A 24523-nucleotide genomic window follows, 5' to 3' on the forward strand; every position below is an offset into this window, starting at 1 on the left:
GGGGTCTGCCGCCTTTTTCGTACCGTCACGAGGACGGGCCGGCCGAGGGCGGGTCAGGCCCGGCGCGCCCGGCGCCTCGCCGTCACGTACAGCACGCCGCCGGCTGCCAGGGCGGCCGCCGCGATCGCGGAGGACGTCAGTACGGTCGATCCGGTGGAGGCGAGGTCGCCTTCCGCGCCCGACGAGGCGGACCCGGAGGTCCCGGTGCTTCCGGCCGAGCCCGAAGCGGAGCCCGCGTCCGGGCTGCCGGTCGTCCCGGAGCCCTCGGTGCCACCGCCGGTGGATCCGCCCGTACCCGTGGAGCCGTCGGACGAGCCGCCCGCGTCTCCGGAACCGGAGCCCGAGCCGTCGCCGTTGAGCACGAGCTTCGCGGTGTTGTTCGCGGGCTTCGTGTCGAAGGGCAGTTCCGGGTCGACGAGCCAGGTGTTGCGGATCCGGACGTCGCCGGAGGCGTTCGGGACCTTCTCGGTGATCTTCAGATCGAACGGCCAGGTGCGCTCCGAATCGTCGCGCACGGTCATCCGGGTGTCGCAGACGTAGCGCGGGGCGGCTGTCTGGTCCTCGCGGTACTTCCCGTCGGCCGTGACACCGCGGCAGGCGTCCGGTTTGCGGGTGACCTCGGCGCCCTCGGGGACGGTGAAGTCGAGGGTGGCGACGGGCTCGCCGGAGCGGATGTAGCCGATCCAGGCCGGTCCGTCGTTACGGAAGCCGATGTCGGCCGTGACGGTGTCACCCACGGCGCCGTCGGCCTCGCCGCCCATCGCGACGAAGTCCGCGGTGTTCTCGGTACGGAAGTCGGCCTCCTGCTGGTTGTCCCAGGGGTCCAGGTCGGCGCTCCGGGCGGAGGACGTGACCTTCTTCAGGGTCAGCCGGGGTCCGGTCCCCGTGGTGAAGGGCGCACCGGCGCGCTGTGCGGAACGCTCGGCTCCGCCGTCCTCGCCGATGCGGTAGACGAAGGTGTCGTAGAACGCGCGCTCGGTGGCCTTGACCGACAGCGGGACACCCAGCGTGTAGGTGGCGCCCGGCTCGTAGGACCCCTCGACGAAGCACAGGGTGCTGGCCCAGGCGTAGCTGTCGAACGGATCGTCGCCGGCCTCGCCGTCGTACTCGCAGTTGGAGTACTGCTCGGGGATCTCCAGTCCGCGCGAGTACCTGAGGGTCAGCAGGACACCGTCGGCCGCCCTGGTGCCCTTGTTGGTGAAGGTGATCGGCGCCGGCTGGGTGTCGCCCGGCTTCAGCTCCTGCTCGAAGGGGAGCCGCTTCATGACCAGGTCGGGGCCGCCGACGGTCACCTTCGTGGTGAACGGGGTGAAGGTGGCCCCCTCCGCCGAGCCGGTCACCTCGATGGTGCCGGAGGCTCCGTCCTCGCTGCCCTTCGCCGCGGCGAGGTCGAAGTCGGCGATCGAGCTGAGGCCCGTGTAGACGCCCCAGTCATGGCAGACGGCCGTGGACCCGGAGATCTCGCAGTCCGCTCCGGTGTCCTCGGGCGGAAGGACCTCGGCGACGCCGGCGATGCCGCTGAAGTCGAGGGTGTAGGTCACCTCGCCCTCCCAGCCCGTGCTCTCCTCGTCCGGATCCGGGTTGTGCACGGTGAGTCCGAGGGAGGACCGCTCCGGGGTCCCGGACTCCGGGTAGGGGTGCAGGGCCGTCTCGGCGGGGCCGCCCAGGGTGAAGACGGGGTCGGCCGCGTGCGCCGGGGCGCCGAGCGCCAGTGAACCGGCGGCGAGCAGACCCGTGGCGACGAGGCCGCCCGCTGTACGGCGCAGCGCTGCTCTTGGGGAAGTGCGTGACATTCGCGAACCTCTGGGGATCGGCGGAACTTGTGTGACTGCTGTGACTCGACAGAGGTTGGACCGGGCGGCCGCGCCCGTGGTTGTCCCGGCTGTGATCACGAATCGGGCACGACGAGCGGGTGTGACGAGTGACACATGGAGATTCTGTGAACGCGGGGACAACCGTTGTGCGGGCTGGGAGGTCATGCATGGCGAACACACCGGTTCGCCTTCGTACCGGCCCGCACTCCGCCCCGCGCAGGGGCGGGCCCGTTCACCCGGGCACGCGGGTCCGCCGTGCGGCGGCCCGGGTGAGGGTGAGCCCGCCCCCTGAGGCGGCTCCCCGGCAGGTCGCCAGGTGGCTGCACTCGGAGGGGGGTGCAGCCCCCGGGCGTCCCGCCCGCCGGCCGGGCGACGCTCAGGCCTCGGAGCCGGCCTTCTTCGGGGGAACCACCGGGATGCCCAGGAACGGGAGCTTCAGCGCGCCGAAGGCCTCCTTCGGCACGGCGGGCGCCTGCGGTTCGACCGCCGCCAGGCGTTCGTAGGCGGCGTCCTGGGCGGGACGAGGGTCCTCCTCGCCCTTGTTGGGCCAGAACGACATGGCGCGCTCCGCCTGCGCGGTGATGGTCAGCGACGGGTTTACCCCGAGGTTCGCCGAGACCGCCGATCCGTCGACCACGGAGATCCCGGGGTGCCCGTAGAGCCGGTGGTACGGGTCGATGACCCCGTCCTCGGCGCTGGCCCCGATCGGGCAGCCGCCCAGGAAGTGCGCGGTCAGCGGGGTGCCCATGAGTTCCCCGATGTTGGATCCGGCGAAGCCGTTGATCTCCTGGGCGAGCAGCGTCGCGCCCTGGGTCGCCTCGGCGATCTGCGTCGGGTTGGGCGAGCCGTGGCCCTGCCGGGCGGTGAGCAGCCCCTTGCCGACGCCGCCGGGCTTGCGGTACGCGGTCAGCGAGTTGTCCAGCGACTGCATGACGAGGCCGATGATGGTCCGCTCCGACCAGCGCCGGTTGGACAGCGAACGCATGAGGAGCCAGGGGTGCCTGGCCACGCTGCCGAACCAGCTCAGCACCCGGTGGGTGCTGTAGGGGACCTGGAGGATGGTCAGCGCGCCCATCGCGTTGGAACCCTTGCCGTAGCGGACCGGCTCGATGTGGGTGTTCTCGTCCGGGTGGATGGACGAGGTGATGGCGACGCCCTGGGTGAAGTCGGCCTTGGCGGTGCCGTGCTTCTTCCGGTAGCGGCGGTCGCTGGTCTGCGCTCCCACCAGACCCTCGGAGTTGGTGCGGGTCAGCTCCCCCAGCCTGGCCGACAGCCGGGGCAGCAGCCCTTCGTCCTTCATGGTGTGCAGCAGGGTCTGCGTGCCGTACGTACCGGCGGCGACGACCACCTTGCGGGCCCGCAGTACGGAGGGCCGGGCCTTACGGCGCCGGTGGGTCGGCACGGTCGACACCCGGTAACCGCCGTCCGGGTCGTCGGTGACCGCGGTCACGGAGGTCATCGGGTGGATGACGGCACCGGCCTTCTCCGCGAGGTACAGGTAGTTCTCGTTCAGGGTGTTCTTCGCGCCGTGACGGCAGCCCGTCATGCACTCGCCGCACTGGGAGCAGGCCTTGCGGGAGGGGCCCGCACCACCGAAGTAGGGGTCGGCGGTCTCCCCGCCGGGCTTCGCCCGGGACGCCCCGTCGGCGTCCTGCCCGTCACCGAAGAAGACACCGACCGGGGCCAGGTGGAAGGTGTCGCCCACGCCCATGGACTCGGCGACGGCCTTGAGGTGGACGTCCGCCGGGGTGACGGTCGGATTGAGCCGCACCCCGAGCATCCGCTGCGCCTGGTCGTAGTACGGCGCCAGCTCGTCCTTCCAGTCGGTGATGGAGGACCACTGGCGGTCCTCGAAGAACGGCGCGGGCGGCACGTAGAGGGTGTTCGCGTAGTTCAGGGAGCCGCCGCCGACGCCGGCACCGGCCAGCACCATCACCTTGCCCAGCAGATGGACCCGCTGGATGCCGAACAGGCCGAGCGCGGGGGCCCACAGGTAGTTCTTGATGTCCCAGGAGTTCTTGGGGAGGGTCTCGCGCGTGAAGCGCCGGCCGGCCTCCAGCACCCCCACCCGGTAACCCTTCTCGCTCAGCCGCAGGGCCGAGACCGCGCCGCCGAAGCCCGACCCGACGACGAGGACGTCGTAGTCGTACGCGTCGTCGTCCGCCGCCTGAGCGGCCGGGCCGGCCTGGTTCTGGGCATGGCTGTCCTGGGACATAGCTCTCCTCGGTACGAAAAGGGCGGGTGGGCGGAGGTGGTGGGGCTCAGCGCAGCCGGAAGGCCTTCATCGCCTTGAGGCTCCGGCTCATGAAGGCGGCGTACTTCTCGTCGTCCATCCCGAAGGCGGGGGCCAGGGGCATCAGCCGCTGCTGGGCGACCGTCTGGGCCTCGGTGTACTTCAGGATTCCCTCGGAGCCGTGGCGCCGGCCGAGACCGGAGTCCTTCATGCCGCCCATGGGCGACTGGACGCTGCCGTACGCGGGCGCGTATCCCTCGTTGATGTTGACGGTGCCGGCGCGCAGCCGGGCCGCGACCCGGTGGCCCCGCCGGGCGTCCTTGGTCCAGACGCTGGCGTTGAGGCCGTAGGGCGTGGAGTTGGCGAGGTCCACCGCCTCGTCCTCGTCGGTGAAGCGGTAGAGGGAGACGACCGGGCCGAAGGTCTCCTGGGTGCAGACGGCCATCGGCTCCTGCACCTTGTCGAGGATGGTCGGCTCGTGGAAGTACGGGCCGATGTCGGGACGGGCCGCCCCGCCGGCGACGATCACCGCCCCCTTCTCCACGGCCTCGGCGACGTGGCGGGTGACCGTCTCCAGCTGCCGCTCACTGACGAGCGATCCCATCTCGGCGCCGTACGCGAGGGAGCTGCCGAGCCGCATCGCCCTGGTGCGGGCCGCGAAGCGTTCCACGAAGGCGTCCGCGACGGACGCGTGGACGTACAGCCTCTCGATGGAGATGCAGAGTTGTCCCGCGGAGGAGAAGCAGGCGCGTACGGCGCCTTCGGCCGCCTTCTCGACGTCGGCGTCCTCCAGGACCAGCATGGGGTTCTTGCCGCCGAGTTCGAGGGAGACCCCGACCAGCCGGGCCGCGGCGCGCTGGGCGACGTCGCGGCCGGTCGCGGTCGATCCGGTGAAGGAGACGTAGTCGGCGCGCTGGACGACCTCGGGGCCGACGACCGGTCCCTCGCCGAGGACGACCTGGAACACCTCGGGGGGCAGCCCCGCCTCGATGAGCAGCTCACGGGCCCACAGCGCGGTCAGGGCGGTCTCGGTGTCCGGCTTCATCACGACGGCGTTGCCGGAGACGAAGGCGGGGAGGGCGTCACCGACGGAGAGTTCGAGCGGGTAGTTCCAGGGGGCGATCTGGCCGACCACACCGCGCGGCTGGCGCAGTTCGGTGACCTTGGTCAGCGTCGGGACGACCCCGGTGTGGCGCTTCGGCTTGAGGTACGCGGCGGCCTTGCGCCCGTAGTGCCGGGCCGACACCGCGACGGCCTGCACCTCCTCATGGGCGTGCAGCCTCGCCTTGCCGGTCTCCAGCTGGATCAGGTCGAGCACCTCGGACTGGCGCCGCAGGACGAGGTCGTGGAAGCGCAGCAGCACCGTGGCCCTGGCCCGGACGGGCGTCGCCGCCCAGGCGGGCTGGGCGGCGCGGGCCCGCTCGAACGCGGTCCTCACGTCGTCGGGCCCGGACTCGGGCAGGTCGGCGAGCTTCTCACCGGTGAGCGGACTGTGGTTGACCGTGCGGCCCGAGCCGACGACGCCGCGGGACAGCCGGGCGATCAGCTCGGGCGTGACCACGTCGGCCGCGGTGCGCGCACCCGTCGGCGCCGCGGCCACCGGGTTGGCGCCCGCGCGGCTGCCGGGGGAGGCGGAGGTGCTGGTCGAGGAAGCCTGCGAGTCCGTCATGAGGGCGAGAGTATGTCCACCCGCCAGCTTTGGGTACCCGTGGGTAACAGGTTTTCACAGAGCCCGCCAAGGACGGTCGCCACCATCGGCCATACAGCCAGTGATCACTGGCGACATAACCGCTGATCAGGTGCGATCCACCCCTCCCCGGCGTGGGCCGACGTCAGGAATCGTGAATCCTCGCTCGTCCTTCGGGGCTCCGCCCCGGGGCTGTCCCGTGACGCGCCCGGGGGGCTCGGCCCGGGTGGGCGTCCTCAGCCCGGCCGGTCCGGCGGCCGCCAGCTCCGCAGCATGGTCTCGAACAGCTTCCGGGTCGCCTCCTGGTCCGCGCGGGGACCGGTCATGTACAGCGCGTACTCGGGCCCGCCCGTCTCGGCGAAGTACATCTGGTCGATGCCGTGGCGCGGTCCCGGGTGGTCCTTCGACTCGGTCCAGGTGAACTCCCAGCGGGCGCCGGGGCGGTCGCGGAAGACGTTCGGCTCCAGGGTCAACCGCTCGTAGTCCGGCAGCCGGTCGGCGAGATCCTTCTCGATGCTCTCCATGTGCGCGTGGGAGTCGTCGAAGTCGGGCTGGGGATCGAGGCTGATCCGGAGACTGTGCGCCCCGCCGTCCGGGCTGTAGTCGATCTGCCCGCTGCCCGGCACCCGTTCCCAGCCCTCGGGGAGGGTGAGACTGAAGCCCTCGGGGGCGGCGATCCGCGTCCAGCCCTCGGGTACGCCCTTCGGGTCCTTTCCCTCCTCCCGGGACGGAGAGCCTGACGGGGACACCGAGGGGGCCGGGGTGCCGGTCGTCCCCACCGCACCGCGCGACGTACCGCCGCCGTTCTCCTTCATCGCCACCAGCCCGGCCGCCGCCCCGCCGATCAGCGCGGCCACCGCGACGACCAGCAGCACGGTGCGCCATCTGCCCTGGCCACGCCGGACCGGGGGCGCCGTGGTGTACGGGGGCGCGGGAGGCAGGAGGGCGGTGGAGCCCTCGGGGACGGAGAAGGAACGCATCTCCTCCTCGGAGACCCGCTGTGTCGGCACATGGGCCTGGGCGGCGCGGGGTCTGCGGCCCTCCATCGCGTCCAGGAGCATCCGCTCCGTCTCCTCCGCGCCCGGGCGGTCGGCCGGATCCTTGCGGAGCAAAGCCGTGATCACCGGTGTCAGCGCCCCACCGCTCAGCGGCGGGGGCGGTTCCTCGGTGACCACGGCCTGCATGGTGGAGATGGGCGACGTACGGCGGAAGGGTGAGGCGCCCTCGACGGCGGTGTAGAGCGTGGCGCCCAGCGACCAGAGGTCGGATGCGGGGCCCGGGTCTCCGCCGCGGACCCGTTCCGGTGCCAGGTAGTCGATGGACCCGACCAGTTCCCCGGTGCGGGTGATGGTGGAGTCGCCCTCTATCGCGGCGATCCCGAAGTCGGTCAGCAGCACCTGTCCGTCCCGGGCCAGCAGCACGTTGGCGGGCTTCACGTCCCGGTGCAGGACCCCGGCCGCGTGCGCGGCGCGCAGGGCGCTCAGCACATGGAGCCCGATCCTGGCGGCCTCCTGGGGGTCGGTGCCGCCGGACTCCTTCACCGCGTCCGCGAGCGAGGGACCGTCGACGTACTGCATGACGATCCACGGGCGGTTGTCGTACTCGACGACGTCGTGGACGGTGACGACCCCCGGGTGCGTGATCCGGGCGGCGGCGCGGGCCTCCTTCTGCGTGCGGGCGTGCAGCACGGCCCGGTCCGCCTCGGAGACGTACAGCCCCGCGGTCAGTTCCTTGACTGCGACGGTCCGGTGGAGCACCTGGTCATGGGCGCGCCACACCTTGCCCATACCGCCGCGCCCCAGGACGTCACCCAGCCGGTAACGACCTGCCAGTACTGTCCCCGAGTCCGTTCCCTGCGCGTGTTCCACGTGTGCCTCGCCCCGTTCCTCGGACGACAGGGTACGGAGGAGAGGCGGTGCGGCGTAACCTCGCACCGCCCCACGAGACCGCACTGTGATGCGGGTCGCACGGCCACTGGTGCTCCGTCAGGAGTCCACTCTGTACGACGAGATGGCCTGCTCGTAGATCTCGGAGACCTCGTCCCGGCCGCTCTCGGGACCGATGACCTGGACGATGTGGTACCTGCCGTCCACGATCAGCACCAGGTTGCGGACGTACACCTGACGGCCGCCGCTCTCCTGCCAGGTGAACTGCCCCTCGGCCATGGCCTGCTGCCCGACGTCGACCCGGCGGAGTCCGGTGGAGGTCGCCCAGCTCGAATCACGGAAGGGCTTCAGCTCCGGCTCCGCGTCCCGCTGGTAGTCCAGCGGGTCGGAGCCGTTGGCCTTGACGGTGTCCCGGCCGGGCACGACGAGGATGCTGAAACCGTCGCTCCCGTAACGGATCTGACGGTCGGCGTTGGCCGGGCTGCGCTGCCAGCCCTTCGGCACACCGATCTCGAACCCCTCGGCGTCCTTGCGCAGTTCGTAGCCCTTCGCCAGAGCGACGGCGGAGCGGCTGGTCTGCGGTCGCTCCGAGCCCGGGGAGCCGGACTCCGAGGACCGCGGACGCTCCGACGGCTCCGCGGCCGGGGAGTCGTCGCCCGCCCCGGGGTCCGCGGGGGCGACCGAGTCCGCGGGAGCCGCTCCGGTGTCCGCGTCGTTCCGGGGCATGAAGAGCATGGCGTAGGCCACGGCGGCGGCCATCGCCAGCAGGATCAGCACCAGCAGCACCCTGCCGAGACGGCGTGGCGCCCGGCCCCCGGGCTGCGGCCGGCGCAGCGCCTTGGGCCCCTTGGGTTCACGCGGCGGGCGCGAGGGCCTCTCGTACGACTGCGGCTCTTCGTAGGCGGGCGGACGCTCGGCCGCCCTCCGCTGCTGCTTGCCCTGGCGGTGCCGCCCGTGAGCGGCGCCCCGGCCCCTGCGGCGGCGCACCAGTTCGCCCCTGCGGCGCACGACCGGCAGCCGGGTGGCGTCGGCGGGCGGCAGGGTGACGACGTCGGCCCCCGCCTCGGGCTCGGGCGCCGAGCGCACGAGGGAGCGCAGCCAGCCGCGGAGCTCCTCGAAATCCGGCCGTTCCGTGGGGTCCTGGCGCAGGAGTGACTCGACGACGGGCCGCAGGGGGCCGCACTCCTCCGCGAAGGCCGGCGGCTCACCGCAGACCATCTGGACGAGCTCGGCCGCGTTCTCCTCCGGGTACGGCGCGTGGCCCTGCACGGCACGGTAGAGCAGAGCGCCGAGTGCCCACAGGTCGGTGGAGGGACCGATGGGCGGGGCGAGCTGCCAGTTGTCGTGGACCGGCCCGGCCTGCTCGGGCGCCCACCGCTCGGTGACCGCCCCGACGACGGCGATCCGGGCCTGCCGGGCGCGTTCGGCCGCGAGCGGGGTGGCCGGGCCCCGGTAGGCGGGGGTGCTGCCGCTCTCCGCGACGACCTCGTCCCAGCCGCCGGCGGACACCCTGGCGGCGGCCGGCTGAGGGAGCCGGCCGGTGCGCTCCACGGGGCCGCCCCCGAGGCGCCGGGCGTCGGCCCGCAGGGCGTCCTCGCCCGAGCGTCCACCACCGCTGCCGCCGGCGGGCACCGGGCGGCCGGCTCCGGGACCGTCGCCCCAGGTCCCGGCGAGGTGCACCCGCCTGCCGGGGGCGGGCGGACCGCCGGGGCCCTCGTCGTCGTCCTCGTCGTCCTCGTCGTCGTAGGGATACGGGTACGGCGCTCCCGCCGGACCGCCCCAGGCACCGGTCAGCCGGGGACCTCCGGGCGCGGTGAAGGCACCGGGCCCGCCCGCGCCCTGATCCCGCGCGTCGTCACTCCCCGGACCGTCCACGCCCTGATCCCGCGCGTCGTCGCCCTCCGGACCGCCCGGTCCTTGATGCCGCGCGCCGTCACTCCCCGGCCCGTCCGCGCCCTGATCCCACGCGCCGTCACTCCCCGGACCGTCCGCGTACCGGCCGCCGGCCCACTCCTGCCCGCTTGCCCGGGGGCCGTCGTCCGGTCCCCGCCCGTCCACGTCCGGCCCGTCGGTCCGCCGCTGCTCTTCCGCGTCCGTGGCGTCCTGGCCGCCCGGCCGGGCTGCCTCCGCGCGCCTGCGGTCCTCCCCGGCGCGTGCCGCCGCGCGTGCCCCGGCGCGGTAGGCCGCGATGGCACCCGCGCGGGCCGCACGCAGCTGGGCGGCGTTGCCCGCTCCTGGCTCCGCCGGGGGCAGCACCTGGCGGGCCGGTTCGAGGCCGGTGCCGGGTGCGGGCACCCCGTCGGCGGACGTCCTGGGCGCGGGGAGACCCTCCGGGACCGGGAGGCCCTCCGGGGGCGTGGCGTCGCGTCCGGGCGGGACGCCCGGCCCGGGCAGCGCGAGTCCGTGGCCGTACGTCGGGGGTGGTCCGTACGGTCCCTCGGGCGCTGATCCGGCCGCCGGGAGCTCGTACGCCTCGCCGGGGCCGTACGCCTCCTCCGGCGATGCGGACTCGGCCGGCGCCGGAAGCTCGTACCGCCCGGCAGCGGGAGGCGGGGGCTCGTAGGGACCGGTGGGGCCCGACTCGACCGCCGGGGGGCCGTACGCGGACTCCTCGTCCGGCTGCGGCGCCGGAACGTATCCGCAGAGCGCCTCCTCGGCCGCGCCCGCCGCCAGGCCGGTCAGCACCACACGGCCGTCGTCGCAGACCAGCACCGTGCGGACCGTGATGTTGCGGTGGGTCCAGCCGTGCGCGTGCAGCACCCGCAGTGCGGTGAGCACGTCGGAGCCGATCTCCGCCGCGCGGTAGGGGTTGAGGGGCCGCTCCGCGAGCAGCGCCGCGAGCGGCCGGGCGGCGACCAGCTCACTCACGATCCAGAGCGATCCCGCCTCGGCGAACACGTCGAACACCTGGTCCAGGCGCGGGTGGTCGGGCACCTGGGCAGCGGCCTGCGCCGCTTCGATGGCCCGCCGGACCGCCGGATCCGTGGAGCGTCGCACCGTGCGGCCGGTGGCGCGCCTGGCGGACGGCGTCCCGTCGGCGTCGAGCACTTCGGCGTCCACGACCTCGGGCAGCGGAACCTGACGGACCAGGACCTCCTGGCCGCTGTACGTGTCGAACGCCCGGGTCTCGACGAGTTCGTACGCGTCGGACGGAGGCAGCGGTAGGCGGTAGCGGTCGGCGAGTACCCGACCCGCGTAGTCGTCCACGACGCCTCCCCAGAGCGCGCTGTTCCCCCGGTCACGGAGACCGTATGAATCCATCAATTGCGGTCACTTGCCGTGCAATTGACTCATGATTCCGGCTGCGTACGGTCCTCGGCCTCTCACAATACGTGGCAACGCGCGACGGCGCGCCGGGTCGCCGCAACCCGGCCTCCTCCGCGGCCCCGCGCGGCGGGTGCCACCCGCCGCGCACCCGGTCAGTCGGTGGGCTCGAACGTGGCGAAGGCCGTCTCCCGCAGGGTCCGGCACTCGTCGCCGTCCCACTCGTCGGCCTTGCAGCTGACCATGATCGAGTAACCGTGAGTGGCGTCCACCTTGAAGCCTCGGTTGAGGACGCGTACCCGCATGCCCTGCTGATTACGCGTGAACTCCCAGTCGGCGACGGTCGGGTAGCCGTTGTACTCGACCTTCTTTATCCCGATGTGGTCGTAGCCGTTGCTGAGCGCCTTGGTGGCTGCCACAGCTCCCGCCCACGCGGCCGCCGCGTCGTCCTTCGGGGAGGAGTTGTAGTCGACCTGGACGCGGGGGAATCCGCCGTCGGCGTTGTAGATGGCACCGGAGTTCTGGCCCGCTATGTCGGCGAACTTGAACGTCCCGGGCATCGCCATGGAGAAGTGGAACTGCTTGTTGGTGACGGTCTTGAAGCCGCTGGGCAGCGCGTCCGGGTCCGAGCCGGAATCGCCGGTGGAGGGCGAAGCCGAGGCGTCCGAGGGCGCCTCGCTCTTCTCCTCCCCCTGGCCGTCCTTGCCGGCGTCCTTGCCGCCGTCCTGCGGATCGTCCTCGCCCTTGCCCGAGCCGCCGCCGGTGCCCGAATCGGCGGACGCGCCTGCCGACGCGGCGGTGTCGCCCTTGCCCGTGCCGCCCCCGGTGTCCGAATCTCCGTCGCCGAGGGCGAGCGCCAGGACCGTGCCGAGCACGGCGAGCACGACGATGCCCGCGATGACCACCAGGGTGCGGCGCGGCACCACATCGGTGATCGAGGCGCGAGCCGCACCCGGACGGCCCGGCGGCGCCGTGGCCCCGGAGGCCGATGCCGTGGTGGCCCGGGCCTTGGCGTCGCGTACGGACTTCAGCGCACCGCGCAGCCGTTCCTTCGTGCCCTCGGCGATTCCCGCGGCGCCCCCCGGAGCCGTCGGCGTCACCGGAGTCGTCGGGGTCGCCGCCGAAGAGGATGCCGGGCCGGCGGAATCGCCCGCCGCGGAGGTCCCGGGCGCCACGCCACCGGCCGCGGGCTTCGCGGCGCCCGCACCGGACCCGCCGCTCGCCGCGCCCGCCCCGGCGGCGGCCGCCTTGCCGCCCCGGCCACCCTTGTCGCTCCCGGCGTCGCCGACGACCGGCAGTGACATGACCTGGGTGCGCTCGGCCGGCGGGACGGCGGGCTCCTCCGGCGCGTTGATCACCGCGTTGAGCAGAGCGCGCGCGCCCGCGTCGTCCAGTCGCTGGTCGGGGTCCCGGGCCAGGAGCCCGTAGATGACGTCCTCGAGCGGGCCCGCGTGGACCGGCGTCTCCACCGGCTCCGTCATCACCGCCGTCAAGGTCGCGATGGCCGAACCCTTGTCGTACGGCGGGCGGCCCTCGACGCTCGCGTACAGCAGCCCTCCCAGCGACCAGAGGTCGGCCGGCGGGCCGGGCTTGTGGCCACGGGCACGCTCCGGCGAGATGTAGGAGGGCGCACCGACCAGCATGCCGGTCGAGGTCACCGAGGGGTCGCCCTCGACCTGCGCGATCCCGAAGTCGGTCAGGACGACCCTGCCGTCCTCCGAGATCAGCACGTTGGACGGCTTCACGTCGCGGTGCAGGATGCCCTCGCGGTGCGCCGAGCGCAGGACGTCGAGGATGGCGAGACCTACCTCGGCCGCGCGCCTGGGCGTCAGCGTCCCGTCCTCACGGATCACCTCGGCGAGGGACTTGCCCTCGATGAGTTCCATGACGATCCACGGCCGGTCGTCCTCGTCCACCACGTCGTAGACCGTCACCGCGCTGGTGTTGCGGATCCTCGCGATCGCCTTCGCCTCACGCAGGGTCCGCGTGATGAGGCGGCGCTTCTCCTCCTCGTCGATCGAGGAGGGGAACCGCAGTTCCTTGACCGCGACCGTCCGTCCCAGCGTCTCGTCGGCAGCACGCCAGACCGTGCCCATGCCGCCCCGGCCGAGCACCTCCCCGAGACGGTACCGCCCCGCGAGGAGACGTCCTTCCTTGTCCCGTTGGGGCTCCCGTGCCTGCTCCGCCTCCGACATGCGTCCCCTCTGCGATCAACCCGCCCTGGCAGAGCGTTCATTGTCCCTCACTCGGGGACCGGTCATGGTGCCGGGTCCGAGGTCGGCCGTCGTACGGCCGCGGGAGGAGCCCTGCCGCGCCGATCCGCGGAACGCCGCCCACCGCCCGGGCCGGTCCACCACGCCGGTTCTGAGAACCGAGACCCTGGGAACCGACAGCCTGCCCAGCGAACCACACCCCACGCCCGCATCGTCCTACCTCCCCCGGCCCGTCGTCGAGTGCGGTGCGCCCCCGAACGACGCAACACCCCCGGAGGCGGCGAGACATGCGACTGGCGACTCACCGGCGCCGCGGACCGGCCGGCGCGCTCCGAGCAGACCCGCCCTCGGGACGGGACGCCCCGAGGCGTCAGGGCGGAGAGGGTGCCGCGCCCTGACGCCCGGGCAGGAGCCACATCCTGCGGGCTCCGCCCACTCAGAGAGGCACGATGTCGGGTGCCCCCAGCCGTGCGGCGTCCGCCGTCAGATCGTCGGGCTGGCGCTGCGACTCCCTTTCCGCCTCGACCCGTTTGCGGTAGTGCTCGACCTCGCGCTCGACCTGGTCCGTGTCCCAGCCGAGAACGGGCGCCATCAGGTCCGCGCACTCCCGGGCGCAGCGGGTCCCCCGGTCGAACGTCTCGATGGAGATCCTGGTGCGCCGGGTCAGCACGTCGTCGAGGTGCCGGGCGCCCTCGTGCGAGGCCGCGTAGACGACCTCGGCCCTCAGGTAGTCCTCGGCGCCGGCCAGCGGCTGCCCCAGCGAGGAGTCGTGGACCACCAGGTCCAGGAGTTCCTCGGTCATCGAGCCGTAGCGGTTCAGCAGGTGCTCCACCCTGGCGACGTGCAGCCCCGTGCGGGCGGCGATCCTCGCGCGGGCGTTCCACAGGGCGCGGTACCCCTCGGCCCCCAGCAGCGGGACGTCCTCGGTGACGCACTCCGCCACCCGCTGGTCCAGCGCGTGCACCGCCTCGTCGACGGCGTCCTTCGCCATCACCCGGTACGTCGTGTACTTGCCCCCGGCCACGACGACGAGTCCGGGTGCCGGGTGGGCCACCGTGTGCTCGCGGGAGAGCTTGCTCGTGGCGTCGGACTCACCGGCCAGCAAGGGCCGCAGCCCGGCGTAGACACCCTCGACGTCGTCCCTGCCCAGCGGGGTGTTCAGCACCGCGTTGACATGTTCGAGCAGATAGTCGATGTCGGCGCTGGAGGCGGCCGGATGAGCCTTGTCCAGATCCCAGTCGGTGTCCGTGGTGCCGATGATCCAGTGCCTTCCCCACGGGATCACGAAGAGGACGGACTTCTCCGTCCGCAGGATGAGCCCGGTGGAGGAGTGGATGCGGTCCTTGGGCACGACGAGATGGATGCCCTTCGACGCCCGGACGTGGAACTGTCCGCGCTCACCGATCAGCGCCTGGGTGTCGTCCGTCCACACCCCCGTCGCGTTGACCACCTGCTTGGCCCTGACCTCGTACTCCCCGCCGGCCTCCACGTCCTGCACGCGCGCGCCGACGACCCGCTCGCCCTCCCGCAGGAATCCCGTCACCCGGGCCCGGTTGGCCACGTGCGCGCCGTATCCCGCGGCCGTGCGGACCAGGGTCGCCACATAGCGGGCGTCGTCCATCTGGGCGTCGTAGTACTGCAGGGCTCCCACCAGGGCGTCCTTCTTGAGTGCGGGCGCGACACGCAGGGCTCGACGGCGGGAGAGGTGCCGGTGCACCGGGAGCCCTCGGCCGTGTCCTGAGGACACGGACATCGCGTCGTACAGTGCGACGCCCGAGCCCGCGTACAGTCGCTCCCAGCCCTTGTGCTGCAGCGGGTAGAGGAAGGGGACGGGCTTGACCAGGTGCGGTGCCAGCCGCTCCAGCAACAGCCCGCGCTCCTTGAGCGCCTCCCGTACGAGCGCGAAGTCCAGCATCTCCAGATAGCGCAGCCCGCCGTGGATCAGCTTGCTCGACCTGCTGGACGTGCCGGACGCCCAGTCACGCGCCTCGACCAGCCCGGTGGAGAGCCCTCTGGTGACCGCGTCCAGCGCCGTCCCGGCGCCGACCACGCCCGCTCCCACGACCAGCACGTCCAGTTCGCGCTCGGCCATCGCGGTCAGCGCCTCGGCGCGCTCCGCGGGTCCCAGTGTCGCTGTCCTCACTGCTGCCTCCCGGTCATCCCGGTGCATCGGGGGTGGTACGGCACGGGAGCGGTGACCGGCCAGGTAGACCGGGCGCCCGTGCCCACCACTCGATTCTGTCCGCGGTCCACGACTTCAGCCACCGCCTGTGGACAACACCCGCCCCACACGCGCCACAGAATGCGACATATAGGTCATATTTACGCCTAGTCTGACATTGCGCGGTCCACAGCGGTTGCGCTTTCTGCCTCTTGGCCTTAGGGAAGGACGGCCCACATGCCCGCAGACCTCGCCGTCATCGGACTCGGTCACCTCGGCCTGCCTCTCGCCCAAGCAGCCGTCGGCGTGGGAATCCACACCGTCGGCTACGACACCGACCCACGCCCCTACGCCGAACTCTCGGCGGGCCGTACGCCGGTCGAGGGAACCCTCAGCGCCTCCGACATCCGCCGCATGATCTCGGGCGGGTTCCGGCCCACCGCGGACCCGGCGGCACTCGGACGGGTCCGGACCGCCGCGATCTGCGCCCCCACCCCGCTCGGACCGGACCGCACCCTCGACCTCGCCGCCGTGACCGACGCGACCCGCGCGCTCGCGGCCCGGCTGCGCCCGCACACCACCGTCCTGGTGGAGTCCGCCGTCCCCCCGGGGACCACCGAGAACGTCGTGCGCCCCCTGCTGGAGGAGGGTTCCGGGCTCCGCGCGGGACGGGACTTCCACCTCGCCCACTCCCCCGGCCGCCTCGACCCCGGTAACCGGATCCACACCTACGCCAACACACCGAAGGTCATCGGGGGCCTCACCCCCGCGTGCACCGAGTCGGCGGCCGCCTTCTACGGGCGGCTCACCGACAAGGTCGTCCGGGCCCGCGGCCCGCGCGAGGCCGAGATGACGAAGGTGCTGGAGACCAACTTCCGGCACGTCAACATCGCCCTGGTCAACGAGATGGCGGTGCTCTGCCACGACCTCGGCGTCGACCTCTGGGACGTCATCAGGTGCGCCGAGACCAAGCCCTTCGGCTTCGAGGCCTTCCGCCCCGGCCCCGGCGTCGGAGGCCACGGGGCGCCGGTGGACCCCGGCTGCTTCCCCTACAGCAGCCGTACGCCCGGCCACCCGCTGCGCATGGTCTCGCTGGCCAAGGAGATCAACGACCGGATGCCGAGCTATGTCATCCAGCGCTGCGCGACCCTGCTCAACGAGCACGGCAAGTCCGTCCGCGGAGCCCGGGTGCTGCTGCTCGGCGTCACCTACAAGCCGGACCTGGCCGATCAGGAGGCCTCCCCAGCCCGTGAGATCGCGACCCGGCTGAGGGACATGGGCGCGCACATCGGCTACCACGACCCGCACGTCCTGGACTGGCGGCTCCGCGAGGTCCCCGTCCCTCGCGCCGACTCGCTCTACGAGGCCGCCGCCGCCGCCGACCTCACGGTGCTCCTCCAGCACCACCGCACCTACGATCTCCAGGGACTCGCGGTGAAGGCCCAACTCCTCCTGGACACAAGGGGAGCCACTCCGGCGGGAGCCGCGCACCGGCTCTGAGCGCTGCCAGGAGGGGCGGATTTCCCTGGGCGATGTCGCTGCGGGCTGCTAGCCTGCGGCGTCACTTCTCGCACATTCGTGCACCCGTACCTTCCCAGGGGGGAACATCAGATGAGCCAGCCCGCGCAGCCGCCGACCCCACCCCAGCAGCCGGCCGACGGCAACCCGTACGCCGGTCAGCAGCCGGCGCCCGGCGCCCCGTACGCCCCGCACCCGGGCGCGCAGCAGGGCGGCAACCCGTTCGCGGGCCAGCAGCCGGGCCAGTTCGGCGGCGGCGCCCCCTTCGTGCCCGCCCCGGCGGCGCGCAACAACATCGGCATGGGCCTGCTGGCCGCCCTCGGCGCGGCGATCGTCGCGGCCATCCTCTACGGCGTCCTCGCCGGTGCCATCGAGCGCGAGGTCGGCTACGCGGCGATCGGCGTGGGCTTCCTGATCGGCTTCGCGGCGAGCAAGGTCGGCGGACCGCTCCCCGCACTGGGCGTCACCGCCGCCGTCCTCTCCCTGGGCGCCGTCTTCCTCGGCCAGCTCATCGGCGCGTCGATGATCGCGGCTGACGGCCTGGGCGTCGGCTTCTCCGAGGTCTTCTTCGACCACTTCGGTGACCTCGTCACCTTCTGGAAGGAGGAGTTCGACTTCATGAGCTTCGTCTTCTTCGTCCTCGGCCCGGTCGGAGCCTTCGCGGGTGTGCGCAAGGCCGGCTGACCCGCCCCCGCACAGCCGAAGGCCCGGACCACAGCTGTGGTCCGGGCCTTCGTGGCAGGAGTGCGCGGTCAGCGGCGGTGCTGCGAGTCCGCCACCGTCACCTCGACGCGCTGGAACTCCTTCAGGTCGCTGTAGCCGGTGGTGGCCATCGCGCGGCGCAGCGCGCCGAAGATGTTCATCGAGCCGTCGGGGCTGTGCGAGGGACCGGTGAGGACCTCCTCGGTCGTCCCGACGGATCCGAGGTCGACCAGCTTCCCGCGCGGCACGTCCTCGTGGACGGCCTCCATGCCCCAGTGCCGGCCGCGGCCGGGCGCGTCCGTCGCGCGGGCCAGCGGGGAGCCCATCATCACGGCGTCGGCGCCGCAGGCGATGGCCTTGGGCAGGTCACCGGACCAGCCGACTCCGCCGTCGGCGATGACGTGCACGTACCGGCCGCCGGACTCGTCCATGTAGTCGCGGCGTGCCCCGGCCACGTCGGCTACCGCGGTCGCCATCGGGACCTGGATGCCGAAGACGTTGCGCGTGGTGTGCGCGGCGCCACCGCCGAAGCCGACGAGGACACCGGCCGCGCCGGTCCGCATCAGGTGCAGGGCGGCGGTGTACGTGGCGCAGCCGCCGACGATGACCGGGACGTCCAGCTCGTAGATGAACTGCTTGAGGTTGAGCGGCTCGGCGGCGCCGGAGACGTGCTCCGCGGAGACCGTCGTGCCGCGGATGACGAAGATGTCCACACCGGCGTCGACGACGGCCTTGGAGAACTGCGCGGTGCGCTGCGGAGACAGCGCGGCGGCGGTGACGACACCGGAGTCGCGCACCTCCTTGATGCGCTGCCCGATCAGCTCCTCCTGGATGGGGGCGGAGTAGATCTCCTGGAGCCGGGGGGTCGCGGTCTCGACGGGCATCTCGGCGATCTCGTCGAGCAGCGCCTGCGGGTCCTCGTGCCGCGTCCACAGCCCTTCGAGGTTGAGGACACCGAGGCCGCCCAGCTCACCGATGCGGATGGCGGTCTGCGGGGAGACCACCGAGTCCATCGGAGCGGCCAGGAAGGGCAGCTCGAAACGGTAGGCGTCGATCTGCCAGGCGATCGAGACCTCCTTCGGGTCACGGGTACGGCGGCTCGGGACGACGGCGATGTCGTCGAACGCGTATGCCCTGCGGCCGCGCTTGCCGCGCCCGATCTCGATCTCAGTCACGATGATGTGGCCTTTCCCTCTACGTCTGCGCTGACCAGTATCCCCGACGCACGCGTGAGGGGCGGTCCCGGGAACCCGGTCCGCCCCTCATCAGCGCCGTTCTCTTACTTCCTGCTGTAGTTCGGTGCCTCGACCGTCATCTGGATGTCGTGCGGGTGGCTCTCCTTGAGGCCCGCCGAGGTGATCCGGACGAAGCGTCCCTTGCTCTCCATCTCGTCGACCGAGGCCGCGCCCACGTAGCCCATGGTCTGGCGGAGACCGCCGACGAGCTGGTGCAGCACGTTGGCGAGCGGGCCGCGGTAGGGCACCTGACCCTCGATGCCCTCGGGGACGAGCTTGTCGTCGGAGGCCACCTCCGCCTGGAAGTAGCGGTCCTTCGAGTACGAGCGGCCCTGTCCGCGGGACTGCATCGCGCCCAGCGAACCCATCCCGCGGTACGACTTGAACTGCTTGCCGTTGATGAAGAGGAGCTCGCCCGGGGACTCCTCGCAGCCGGCGAGGAGCGAGCCCAGCATGACGCTGTCGGCGCCCGCGGCGAGCGCCTTGCCGATGTCGCCGGAGTACTGCAGACCACCGTCGCCGATGACCGGGACGCCCGCGGCACGGGCGGCCAGCGCGGCTTCGTAGATCGCGGTGACCTGCGGCACCCCGATGCCCGCGACCACACGGGTGGTGCAGATCGAACCGGGTCCGACGCCCACCTTGACCCCGTCCACACCGGCGTCGATCAGGGCCTGGGCGCCGTCGCGGGTCGCGACGTTGCCGCCGATGACGTCCACGTTCACGGCCGACTTGATCTTCGCCATCCAGTTGAGGGCGTTGCTGTTGTGGCCGTGCGAGGTGTCGACGATCAGGAAGTCGGCTCCGGCCTCGGCCAGCGCCTGGGCGCGGTCCAGCGCCTCCGGGCTCGCGCCCACGGCCGCGCCGACGAGCAGACGGCCGTCGGAGTCCTTGGCCGCGGTCGGGTACTTCTCGGCCTTGACGAAGTCCTTGACGGTGATCAGGCCCTTGAGGACACCCGCGTCGTCGACCAGCGGAAGCTTCTCGATCTTGTGGCGGCGCAGCAGCTCCATGGCGTCCACACCGGAGATGCCGACGTGCCCGGTGACCAGCGGCATCGGCGTCATGACCTCACGCACCTGGCGCGAACGGTCCGACTCGAAGGCCATGTCGCGGTTGGTCACGATGCCGAGGAGCTTGCCCGCCGGGTCGGTGACCGGGACGCCGCTGATGCGGAACTTCGCGCAGAGGGCGTCCGCCTCGCCGAGCGTGGCGTCCGGGCTGACGGTGATGGGGTCGGAGACCATGCCGGACTCGGACCGCTTCACGAGGTCGACCTGGTTGACCTGGTCCTCGACCGAGAGGTTGCGGTGCAGGACACCGACGCCACCCTGCCGGGCCATGGCGATGGCCATGCGGGCCTCGGTCACCTTGTCCATCGCGGCGGACAGCAGGGGGATGTTCACCCGTACGTTCCGCGAGATGAGCGTCGAGGTGTCGACCGCGTTGGGCAGCACCTCGGATGCGCCCGGCAGCAGCAGCACGTCGTCGTATGTCAGCCCGAGCGTCGCGAATTTCTCGGGCACTCCGTCGACGTATGCAGTCATGACACCTTCCCCAAATGGCCTTGATCGGTGCGGATGTCCATGCTAACGGCCTCGCGGGGTGTCTCATTCCACGATCAAGATCACCCACGCTTTCTGTGGCTTCCTCCACATGGCGTGAGCCTCCGGAAACGGCTGCCACGGGGGCGAACACGGAACTTCCGAAACCCGCCCTACTGGCCCGCGAGAGCCCGCAGCCTGCTGAGCGCCCGGTGCTGGGCGACCCGGACCGCGCCCGGCGACATTCCGAGCAACTGTCCGGTCTCCTCGGCGGTCAGCCCGACGGCGACCCTCAGCACCAGGAGCTCGCGCTGGTTCTCCGGGAGATTGGCCAGCAGCTTCTTGGCCCAGGCCGCGTCGCTGCTGAGCAGCGCCCGCTCCTCGGGGCCGAGCGAGTCGTCGGGCCGCTCCGGCATCTCGTCGGAGGGCACGGCGGTCGATCCGGGGTGACGCATCGCGGCCCGCTGGAGGTCGGCGACCTTGTGGCCGGCGATGGCGAACACGAACGCCTCGAAGGGCCTGCCGGTGTCCTTGTAGCGCGGGAGCGCCATGAGCACGGCGACGCAGACCTCCTGCGCGAGGTCCTCCACGAAGTGACGGGCATCACCGGGCAGCCGGTTCAGCCGGGACCGGCAGTAGCGCAGCGCGAGGGGGTGGACATGGGCCAGCAGGTCGTGGGTGGCCTGCGAGTCACCGTCGACGGCGCGGTGCACCAGTGCACCGATCGCCGTCGTCCCGTCCTCGCGCATCGGACCATCGTGCCCCGGCCTGGACCGGTCCGCGGCACCGCGTCCCGAGTTGTGCACCGAAGCGTTATCAGCGGACGCGGCGGAGCCGGCCCGGTCGGCACCGACGTCGGACCGTGCGCCCTCGGCATCGCGAGCGGGCGCGCCGGTGTCGCCGGCGAGTGCTCCAGCGTTCTGAGCGGGTGCGCCGGGTGTCATCTCCTGCGCCCTCCCCTTCCGCTCGACCGAATGTTCCCCGAGGAACTCCACACCCCAAGGATGCGGCATCGGCCAGGAAGCGTCACACAGCGCTGGTGGGGACGGCCCGGCCGCAGGTCCACCCGCCACCGTCACCCCGTCCGCCGGCGCGCGGACGGGATCGCACGGCTACCGCCCGTGCCGGGGTCTCAACGGACCAGACCCCAGCGGAATCCGAGTGCGACGGCGTGCGCCCGGTCCGAGGCGCCGAGCTTCTTGAAGAGACGCCTCGCGTGCGTCTTCACGGTGTCCTCGGAGAGGAACAGCTCACGCCCGATCTCGGCGTTGGAGCGGCCGTGGCTCATACCTTCGAGCACCTGGATCTCCCGCGCGGTGAGCGTCGGCGCCGCCCCCATCTCGGCGGACCGCAGCCGGCGCGGGGCCAGCCGCCACGTCGGATCGGCCAGCGCCTGGGTGACGGTGGCGCGCAGCTCCGCACGGGAGGCGTCCTTGTGCAGATACCCCCGGGCACCCGCGGCGACCGCGAGCGCGACGCCGTCCAGATCCTCGGCGACGGTCAGCATGATGATCCGGGCGCCGGGGTCCGCGGAGAGCAGCCGCCGGACCGTCTCCACACCCCCCAGACCGGGCATGCGTACGTCCATCAGAATCAGATCCGAACGGTCGGCCCCCCAGCGGCGGAGGACTTCCTCGCCGTTGGCCGCCGTCGTCACGCGCTCGACGCCGGGCACGGTCGCAACCGCGCGGCGGAGCGCTTCTCGGGCAAGCGGGGAGTCGTCGCAGACGAGGACGGATGTCATGACCGTCCTCCGCAGCTGATGCGCGTCACCTTGAGCCTCCAGGCTGATACAAGTCGTCACCTGTGCGGTCGACCCCCTCGGACATCTGCCCGAGCTCGTTCTCCGTCAACCGCCTCGTCCTCATCAACGATGGTCACCCGAAAGAGTTACGGGCCGAAGCATCCGGTTCGGCACTCTAAGTGAGTGGGCGCGCACGGAGGAGAACGACACGACTCCAGCCCCCGTCGAACCAGCCGCCCTCTCGGCGCCATGCCCCATTTAGCGGGTTTTCTGCCCTTTTGCTGGCGTCTATGGCTAGATTCGCAATCAGTCATATTTACATCTACTAACACCGTAGATGTACGGTCGGGATTCCGGTCATCGATACGGACGAGCGACAACGGTCGAGGACGCCGTTTCCGAACCAGCAAGGTTTCGAGGGGACACGCAATGGCAGATTTCTCCCGCCTTCCCGGACCCAACGCGGACCTGTGGGACTGGCAGCTGCTGGCCGCATGCCGCGGGGTCGACAGTTCGCTGTTCTTCCACCCCGAAGGGGAACGCGGAGCAGCCCGGAGCGCCCGTGAGACCTCGGCGAAGGAGGTCTGCATGCGCTGCCCGGTGCGCGCCGAGTGCGCGGCGCACGCCCTCGCCGTACGGGAGCCCTACGGCGTGTGGGGCGGCCTCACGGAGGACGAGCGCGAGGAGCTCATGGGCCGTGCCCGCAACCGCCTGATCACCGCCCACTCGGGCTCCGCCCAGGAGGGCGGCCCCACCTGACCATCGAACGCAGAAACGTTTTTTCAGGCAGCGGGTGACCGCCCTCCGGACGATCCCGGGTGCGGCATGCCCGCACGTCAGCGCGAGGCGGCCCGTGCCAGCTGGTCCAGGGTCGCCTCCACCGCCGGGACGCGCGCCAGGTCCGGCAGGGTGAGGGCGACCACCTCCCGCTCCACCGCCGGTTCCACCGTCACCGTGAGTGCTCCCTTGGGGCGTACGGACTCGAGGGCGAGTCCGGGCAGAACGGCGACGCCGAGCCCTGCCCCGACCAGCCCGATGACCGCGGGGTAGTCGTCCGTGGCGAAGTCGATCCGGGGGGTGAAGCCGGAGGCCTCGCAGACCTCCACCAGCTGACGCCTGCAGCGCGGGCAGCCCGCGATCCACGGCTCGTCGGCCAGGTCCTCGATGCCCACCGCGTCCGCGCCGGCCAGCCGGTGCCCCTCGGGGACGAGGCCGATCAGCCGGTCGCTGAGCAGCGGTCGCACGACCAGGTCGTCCCATTCGCCGCCGGTGGCGCCGTAGCGGAAGGCCAGGGCGATGTCGCAGTCCCCGTCCCGGAGCATCTCCACCGATCGCGGCGGCTCCGCCTCGACGAGGGAGACCCGGGTGCCGGGGTGCTCCGCGCGCAGGGCCGCGAGAGCGCCGGGCACGAGCGTCGAGCTGCCGCTGGGGAACGACACGAGCCGGACCCGGCCCGCCCGGAGTCCGGCGATCGCGGCGACCTCCTCCTCGGCGGCGGTCAGCCCCGCGAGGATGCCGGAGGCGTGGCGCACAAGCGCCTCACCGGCCTGGGTCAGACGCATCTCGCGCCCCGTGCGGATGAGGAGGGGCGTGCCCGCGGAGCTCTCCAGCGCCTTCATCTGCTGGCTGACCGCGGGCTGGGTGCATCCGAGCTCCCGTGCCGCGGCGGAGAACGAACCGGTGGCGGCCACGGCACGCAGGACTCGGAGATGACGGGCTTCGATCACTCTTCAACCATAAGCGGCTCTTGCAGCATTCGCAGAATAATCGCAGGCGCCTTTGAGTGGGTCGGGGCTAGGCTCTCCGGTCATGAAGGTCCTCACCGTGAACATCGGCCGTCCCACCGCCTCCCCCGACTCGGACGGAGCAGGCGGGCTGACCGGGATCGTCAAGCAGCCGTACGACGGCTCGGTGCGGGTGACCGACCCCGGGCCGAAGGGCACCGGCGGCAGCGGCCTGGCCGGGGACGCGGTGTGTGACCTCCGGCATCACGGCGGCAGCGACCAGGCGGTCTACGCCTACGCCCGCGAGGAGCTCGACGCCTGGGAGCGGGAGCTCGGGCGCCCGCTGCCCAACGGGGCGTTCGGCGAGAATCTCACGACGTCCGGCCTCACCGTCAGCCGCGCGCTGATCGGGGAGCGCTGGCGCATCGGTGACGAACTGGTCCTCGAGGTGACCTCCGGCCGCATCCCCTGCCGTACGTTCGCGGGCCACCTGGGTGAGCGCGGCTGGGTCAGGCGGTTCACCCGGGAGGGGGCCACCGGCGCGTACCTGCGGGTGATCGAACCGGGGACGATCCGCTCCGGCGACCCGGTCGAGGTGGTGCACACACCCCGTCACGAGGTCACCGCGGCAATGGAGTTCAGGGCGACGACCACGGAACGCGAGCTGCTGCCGCGCCTGCTCGACGCCGGGGACGCCCTGCACTCCGAGACACTGCGGGCCGCACGGGAGTACGTCGCGAAGCAGGACTCCGCCCGCTGAGCCCCGTCCCCGTTCCGCCATCCGCGCACGTCCCACCT

16 protein-coding genes are annotated in these 24523 nt (G+C 72.2%); 4 read left to right on the forward strand and 12 right to left on the reverse strand.

Going from position 1 to position 24523, the window contains the following annotated elements; translation table 11 throughout:
- Nucleotides 1–53: 53 nt before the first annotated feature.
- The 7 genes from ACGFNN_RS13070 to ACGFNN_RS13100 form a co-directional block, all read right to left on the reverse strand.
- On the reverse strand, nucleotides 54–1793 hold the full coding sequence (locus tag ACGFNN_RS13070; RefSeq protein WP_393555417.1) for a peptidase: 1740 nt from the start codon (nucleotides 1791–1793) through the stop codon (nucleotides 54–56).
- A gap of 397 nt (nucleotides 1794–2190) precedes the next feature.
- Complete coding sequence (locus tag ACGFNN_RS13075) at nucleotides 2191–4029, reverse strand: GMC oxidoreductase (protein ID WP_393555419.1); 1839 nt, start codon at nucleotides 4027–4029, stop codon at nucleotides 2191–2193.
- A gap of 46 nt (nucleotides 4030–4075) precedes the next feature.
- Nucleotides 4076–5716, reverse strand: a complete 1641-nt coding sequence (locus tag ACGFNN_RS13080) for a succinic semialdehyde dehydrogenase (protein ID WP_393555421.1) — start codon at nucleotides 5714–5716, stop codon at nucleotides 4076–4078.
- 254 nt (nucleotides 5717–5970) lie between these two features.
- Nucleotides 5971–7602 carry a protein kinase gene (locus tag ACGFNN_RS13085; RefSeq protein WP_393555422.1) on the reverse strand — a complete coding sequence of 544 codons (1632 nt, stop codon included), beginning with the start codon at nucleotides 7600–7602 and terminating at the stop codon, nucleotides 5971–5973.
- A gap of 117 nt (nucleotides 7603–7719) precedes the next feature.
- A complete protein-coding gene (locus ACGFNN_RS13090; RefSeq protein WP_393555424.1) occupies nucleotides 7720–10827 on the reverse strand; it encodes a protein kinase in 3108 nt (1035 codons plus the stop codon).
- A gap of 212 nt (nucleotides 10828–11039) precedes the next feature.
- Nucleotides 11040–13079, reverse strand: a complete 2040-nt coding sequence (locus ACGFNN_RS13095) for a serine/threonine-protein kinase (RefSeq protein ID WP_393555426.1) — start codon at nucleotides 13077–13079, stop codon at nucleotides 11040–11042.
- Between the two features lie 454 nt (nucleotides 13080–13533).
- Nucleotides 13534–15240 (reverse strand): glycerol-3-phosphate dehydrogenase/oxidase, encoded by a 1707-nt coding sequence (locus ACGFNN_RS13100; RefSeq protein ID WP_362672734.1) that lies wholly within the window; start codon nucleotides 15238–15240, stop codon nucleotides 13534–13536.
- Nucleotides 15241–15495: 255 nt separating this feature from the next.
- Between ACGFNN_RS13100 and ACGFNN_RS13105 the strand changes: the two genes are divergently transcribed.
- Together ACGFNN_RS13105 and ACGFNN_RS13110 are read left to right on the forward strand one after the other, a co-directional pair.
- Nucleotides 15496–16758, forward strand: coding sequence for a nucleotide sugar dehydrogenase (locus tag ACGFNN_RS13105; protein ID WP_362538590.1), 1263 nt, complete (start codon nucleotides 15496–15498; stop codon nucleotides 16756–16758).
- Nucleotides 16759–16869: 111 nt separating this feature from the next.
- Nucleotides 16870–17460 (forward strand): hypothetical protein, encoded by a 591-nt coding sequence (locus ACGFNN_RS13110; RefSeq protein WP_393555428.1) that lies wholly within the window; start codon nucleotides 16870–16872, stop codon nucleotides 17458–17460.
- A gap of 68 nt (nucleotides 17461–17528) precedes the next feature.
- Here ACGFNN_RS13110 and ACGFNN_RS13115 read toward each other — a convergent pair whose 3' ends face one another.
- The 4 genes from ACGFNN_RS13115 to ACGFNN_RS13130 all read right to left on the reverse strand — a co-directional run bounded on the left by ACGFNN_RS13115 (nucleotide 17529) and on the right by ACGFNN_RS13130 (nucleotide 22001).
- Complete coding sequence (locus ACGFNN_RS13115; RefSeq protein WP_362672740.1) at nucleotides 17529–18653, reverse strand: GuaB3 family IMP dehydrogenase-related protein; 1125 nt, start codon at nucleotides 18651–18653, stop codon at nucleotides 17529–17531.
- Between the two features lie 104 nt (nucleotides 18654–18757).
- Nucleotides 18758–20260, reverse strand: coding sequence for an IMP dehydrogenase (gene guaB, locus ACGFNN_RS13120; protein ID WP_362538584.1), 1503 nt, complete (start codon nucleotides 20258–20260; stop codon nucleotides 18758–18760).
- 170 nt (nucleotides 20261–20430) lie between these two features.
- Nucleotides 20431–21006 (reverse strand): sigma-70 family RNA polymerase sigma factor, encoded by a 576-nt coding sequence (locus ACGFNN_RS13125; protein ID WP_362538582.1) that lies wholly within the window; start codon nucleotides 21004–21006, stop codon nucleotides 20431–20433.
- A 383-nt stretch (nucleotides 21007–21389) separates the two neighbouring features.
- The gene (locus tag ACGFNN_RS13130; RefSeq protein ID WP_003948568.1) at nucleotides 21390–22001 is read right to left on the reverse strand and encodes a response regulator transcription factor; all 612 of its coding nucleotides are present in this window, start codon (nucleotides 21999–22001) and stop codon (nucleotides 21390–21392) included.
- A gap of 429 nt (nucleotides 22002–22430) precedes the next feature.
- Here ACGFNN_RS13130 and ACGFNN_RS13135 point away from each other — a divergent pair, with 429 nt between their 5' ends.
- Nucleotides 22431–22760 carry a WhiB family transcriptional regulator gene (locus tag ACGFNN_RS13135; protein ID WP_393555431.1) on the forward strand — a complete coding sequence of 110 codons (330 nt, stop codon included), beginning with the start codon at nucleotides 22431–22433 and terminating at the stop codon, nucleotides 22758–22760.
- A 77-nt stretch (nucleotides 22761–22837) separates the two neighbouring features.
- Here ACGFNN_RS13135 and ACGFNN_RS13140 read toward each other — a convergent pair whose 3' ends face one another.
- Entirely contained in the window at nucleotides 22838–23728 is an 891-nt protein-coding gene (locus ACGFNN_RS13140) for a LysR family transcriptional regulator (protein ID WP_362538578.1), read from the reverse strand.
- Nucleotides 23729–23810: 82 nt separating this feature from the next.
- Here ACGFNN_RS13140 and ACGFNN_RS13145 point away from each other — a divergent pair, with 82 nt between their 5' ends.
- Nucleotides 23811–24485, forward strand: a complete 675-nt coding sequence (locus ACGFNN_RS13145) for an MOSC domain-containing protein (RefSeq protein ID WP_393555433.1) — start codon at nucleotides 23811–23813, stop codon at nucleotides 24483–24485.
- Nucleotides 24486–24523: the final 38 nt, after the last annotated feature.

This window comes from Streptomyces sp. NPDC048590 (assembly GCF_043199535.1).
GTDB lineage: Bacteria > Actinomycetota > Actinomycetes > Streptomycetales > Streptomycetaceae > Streptomyces.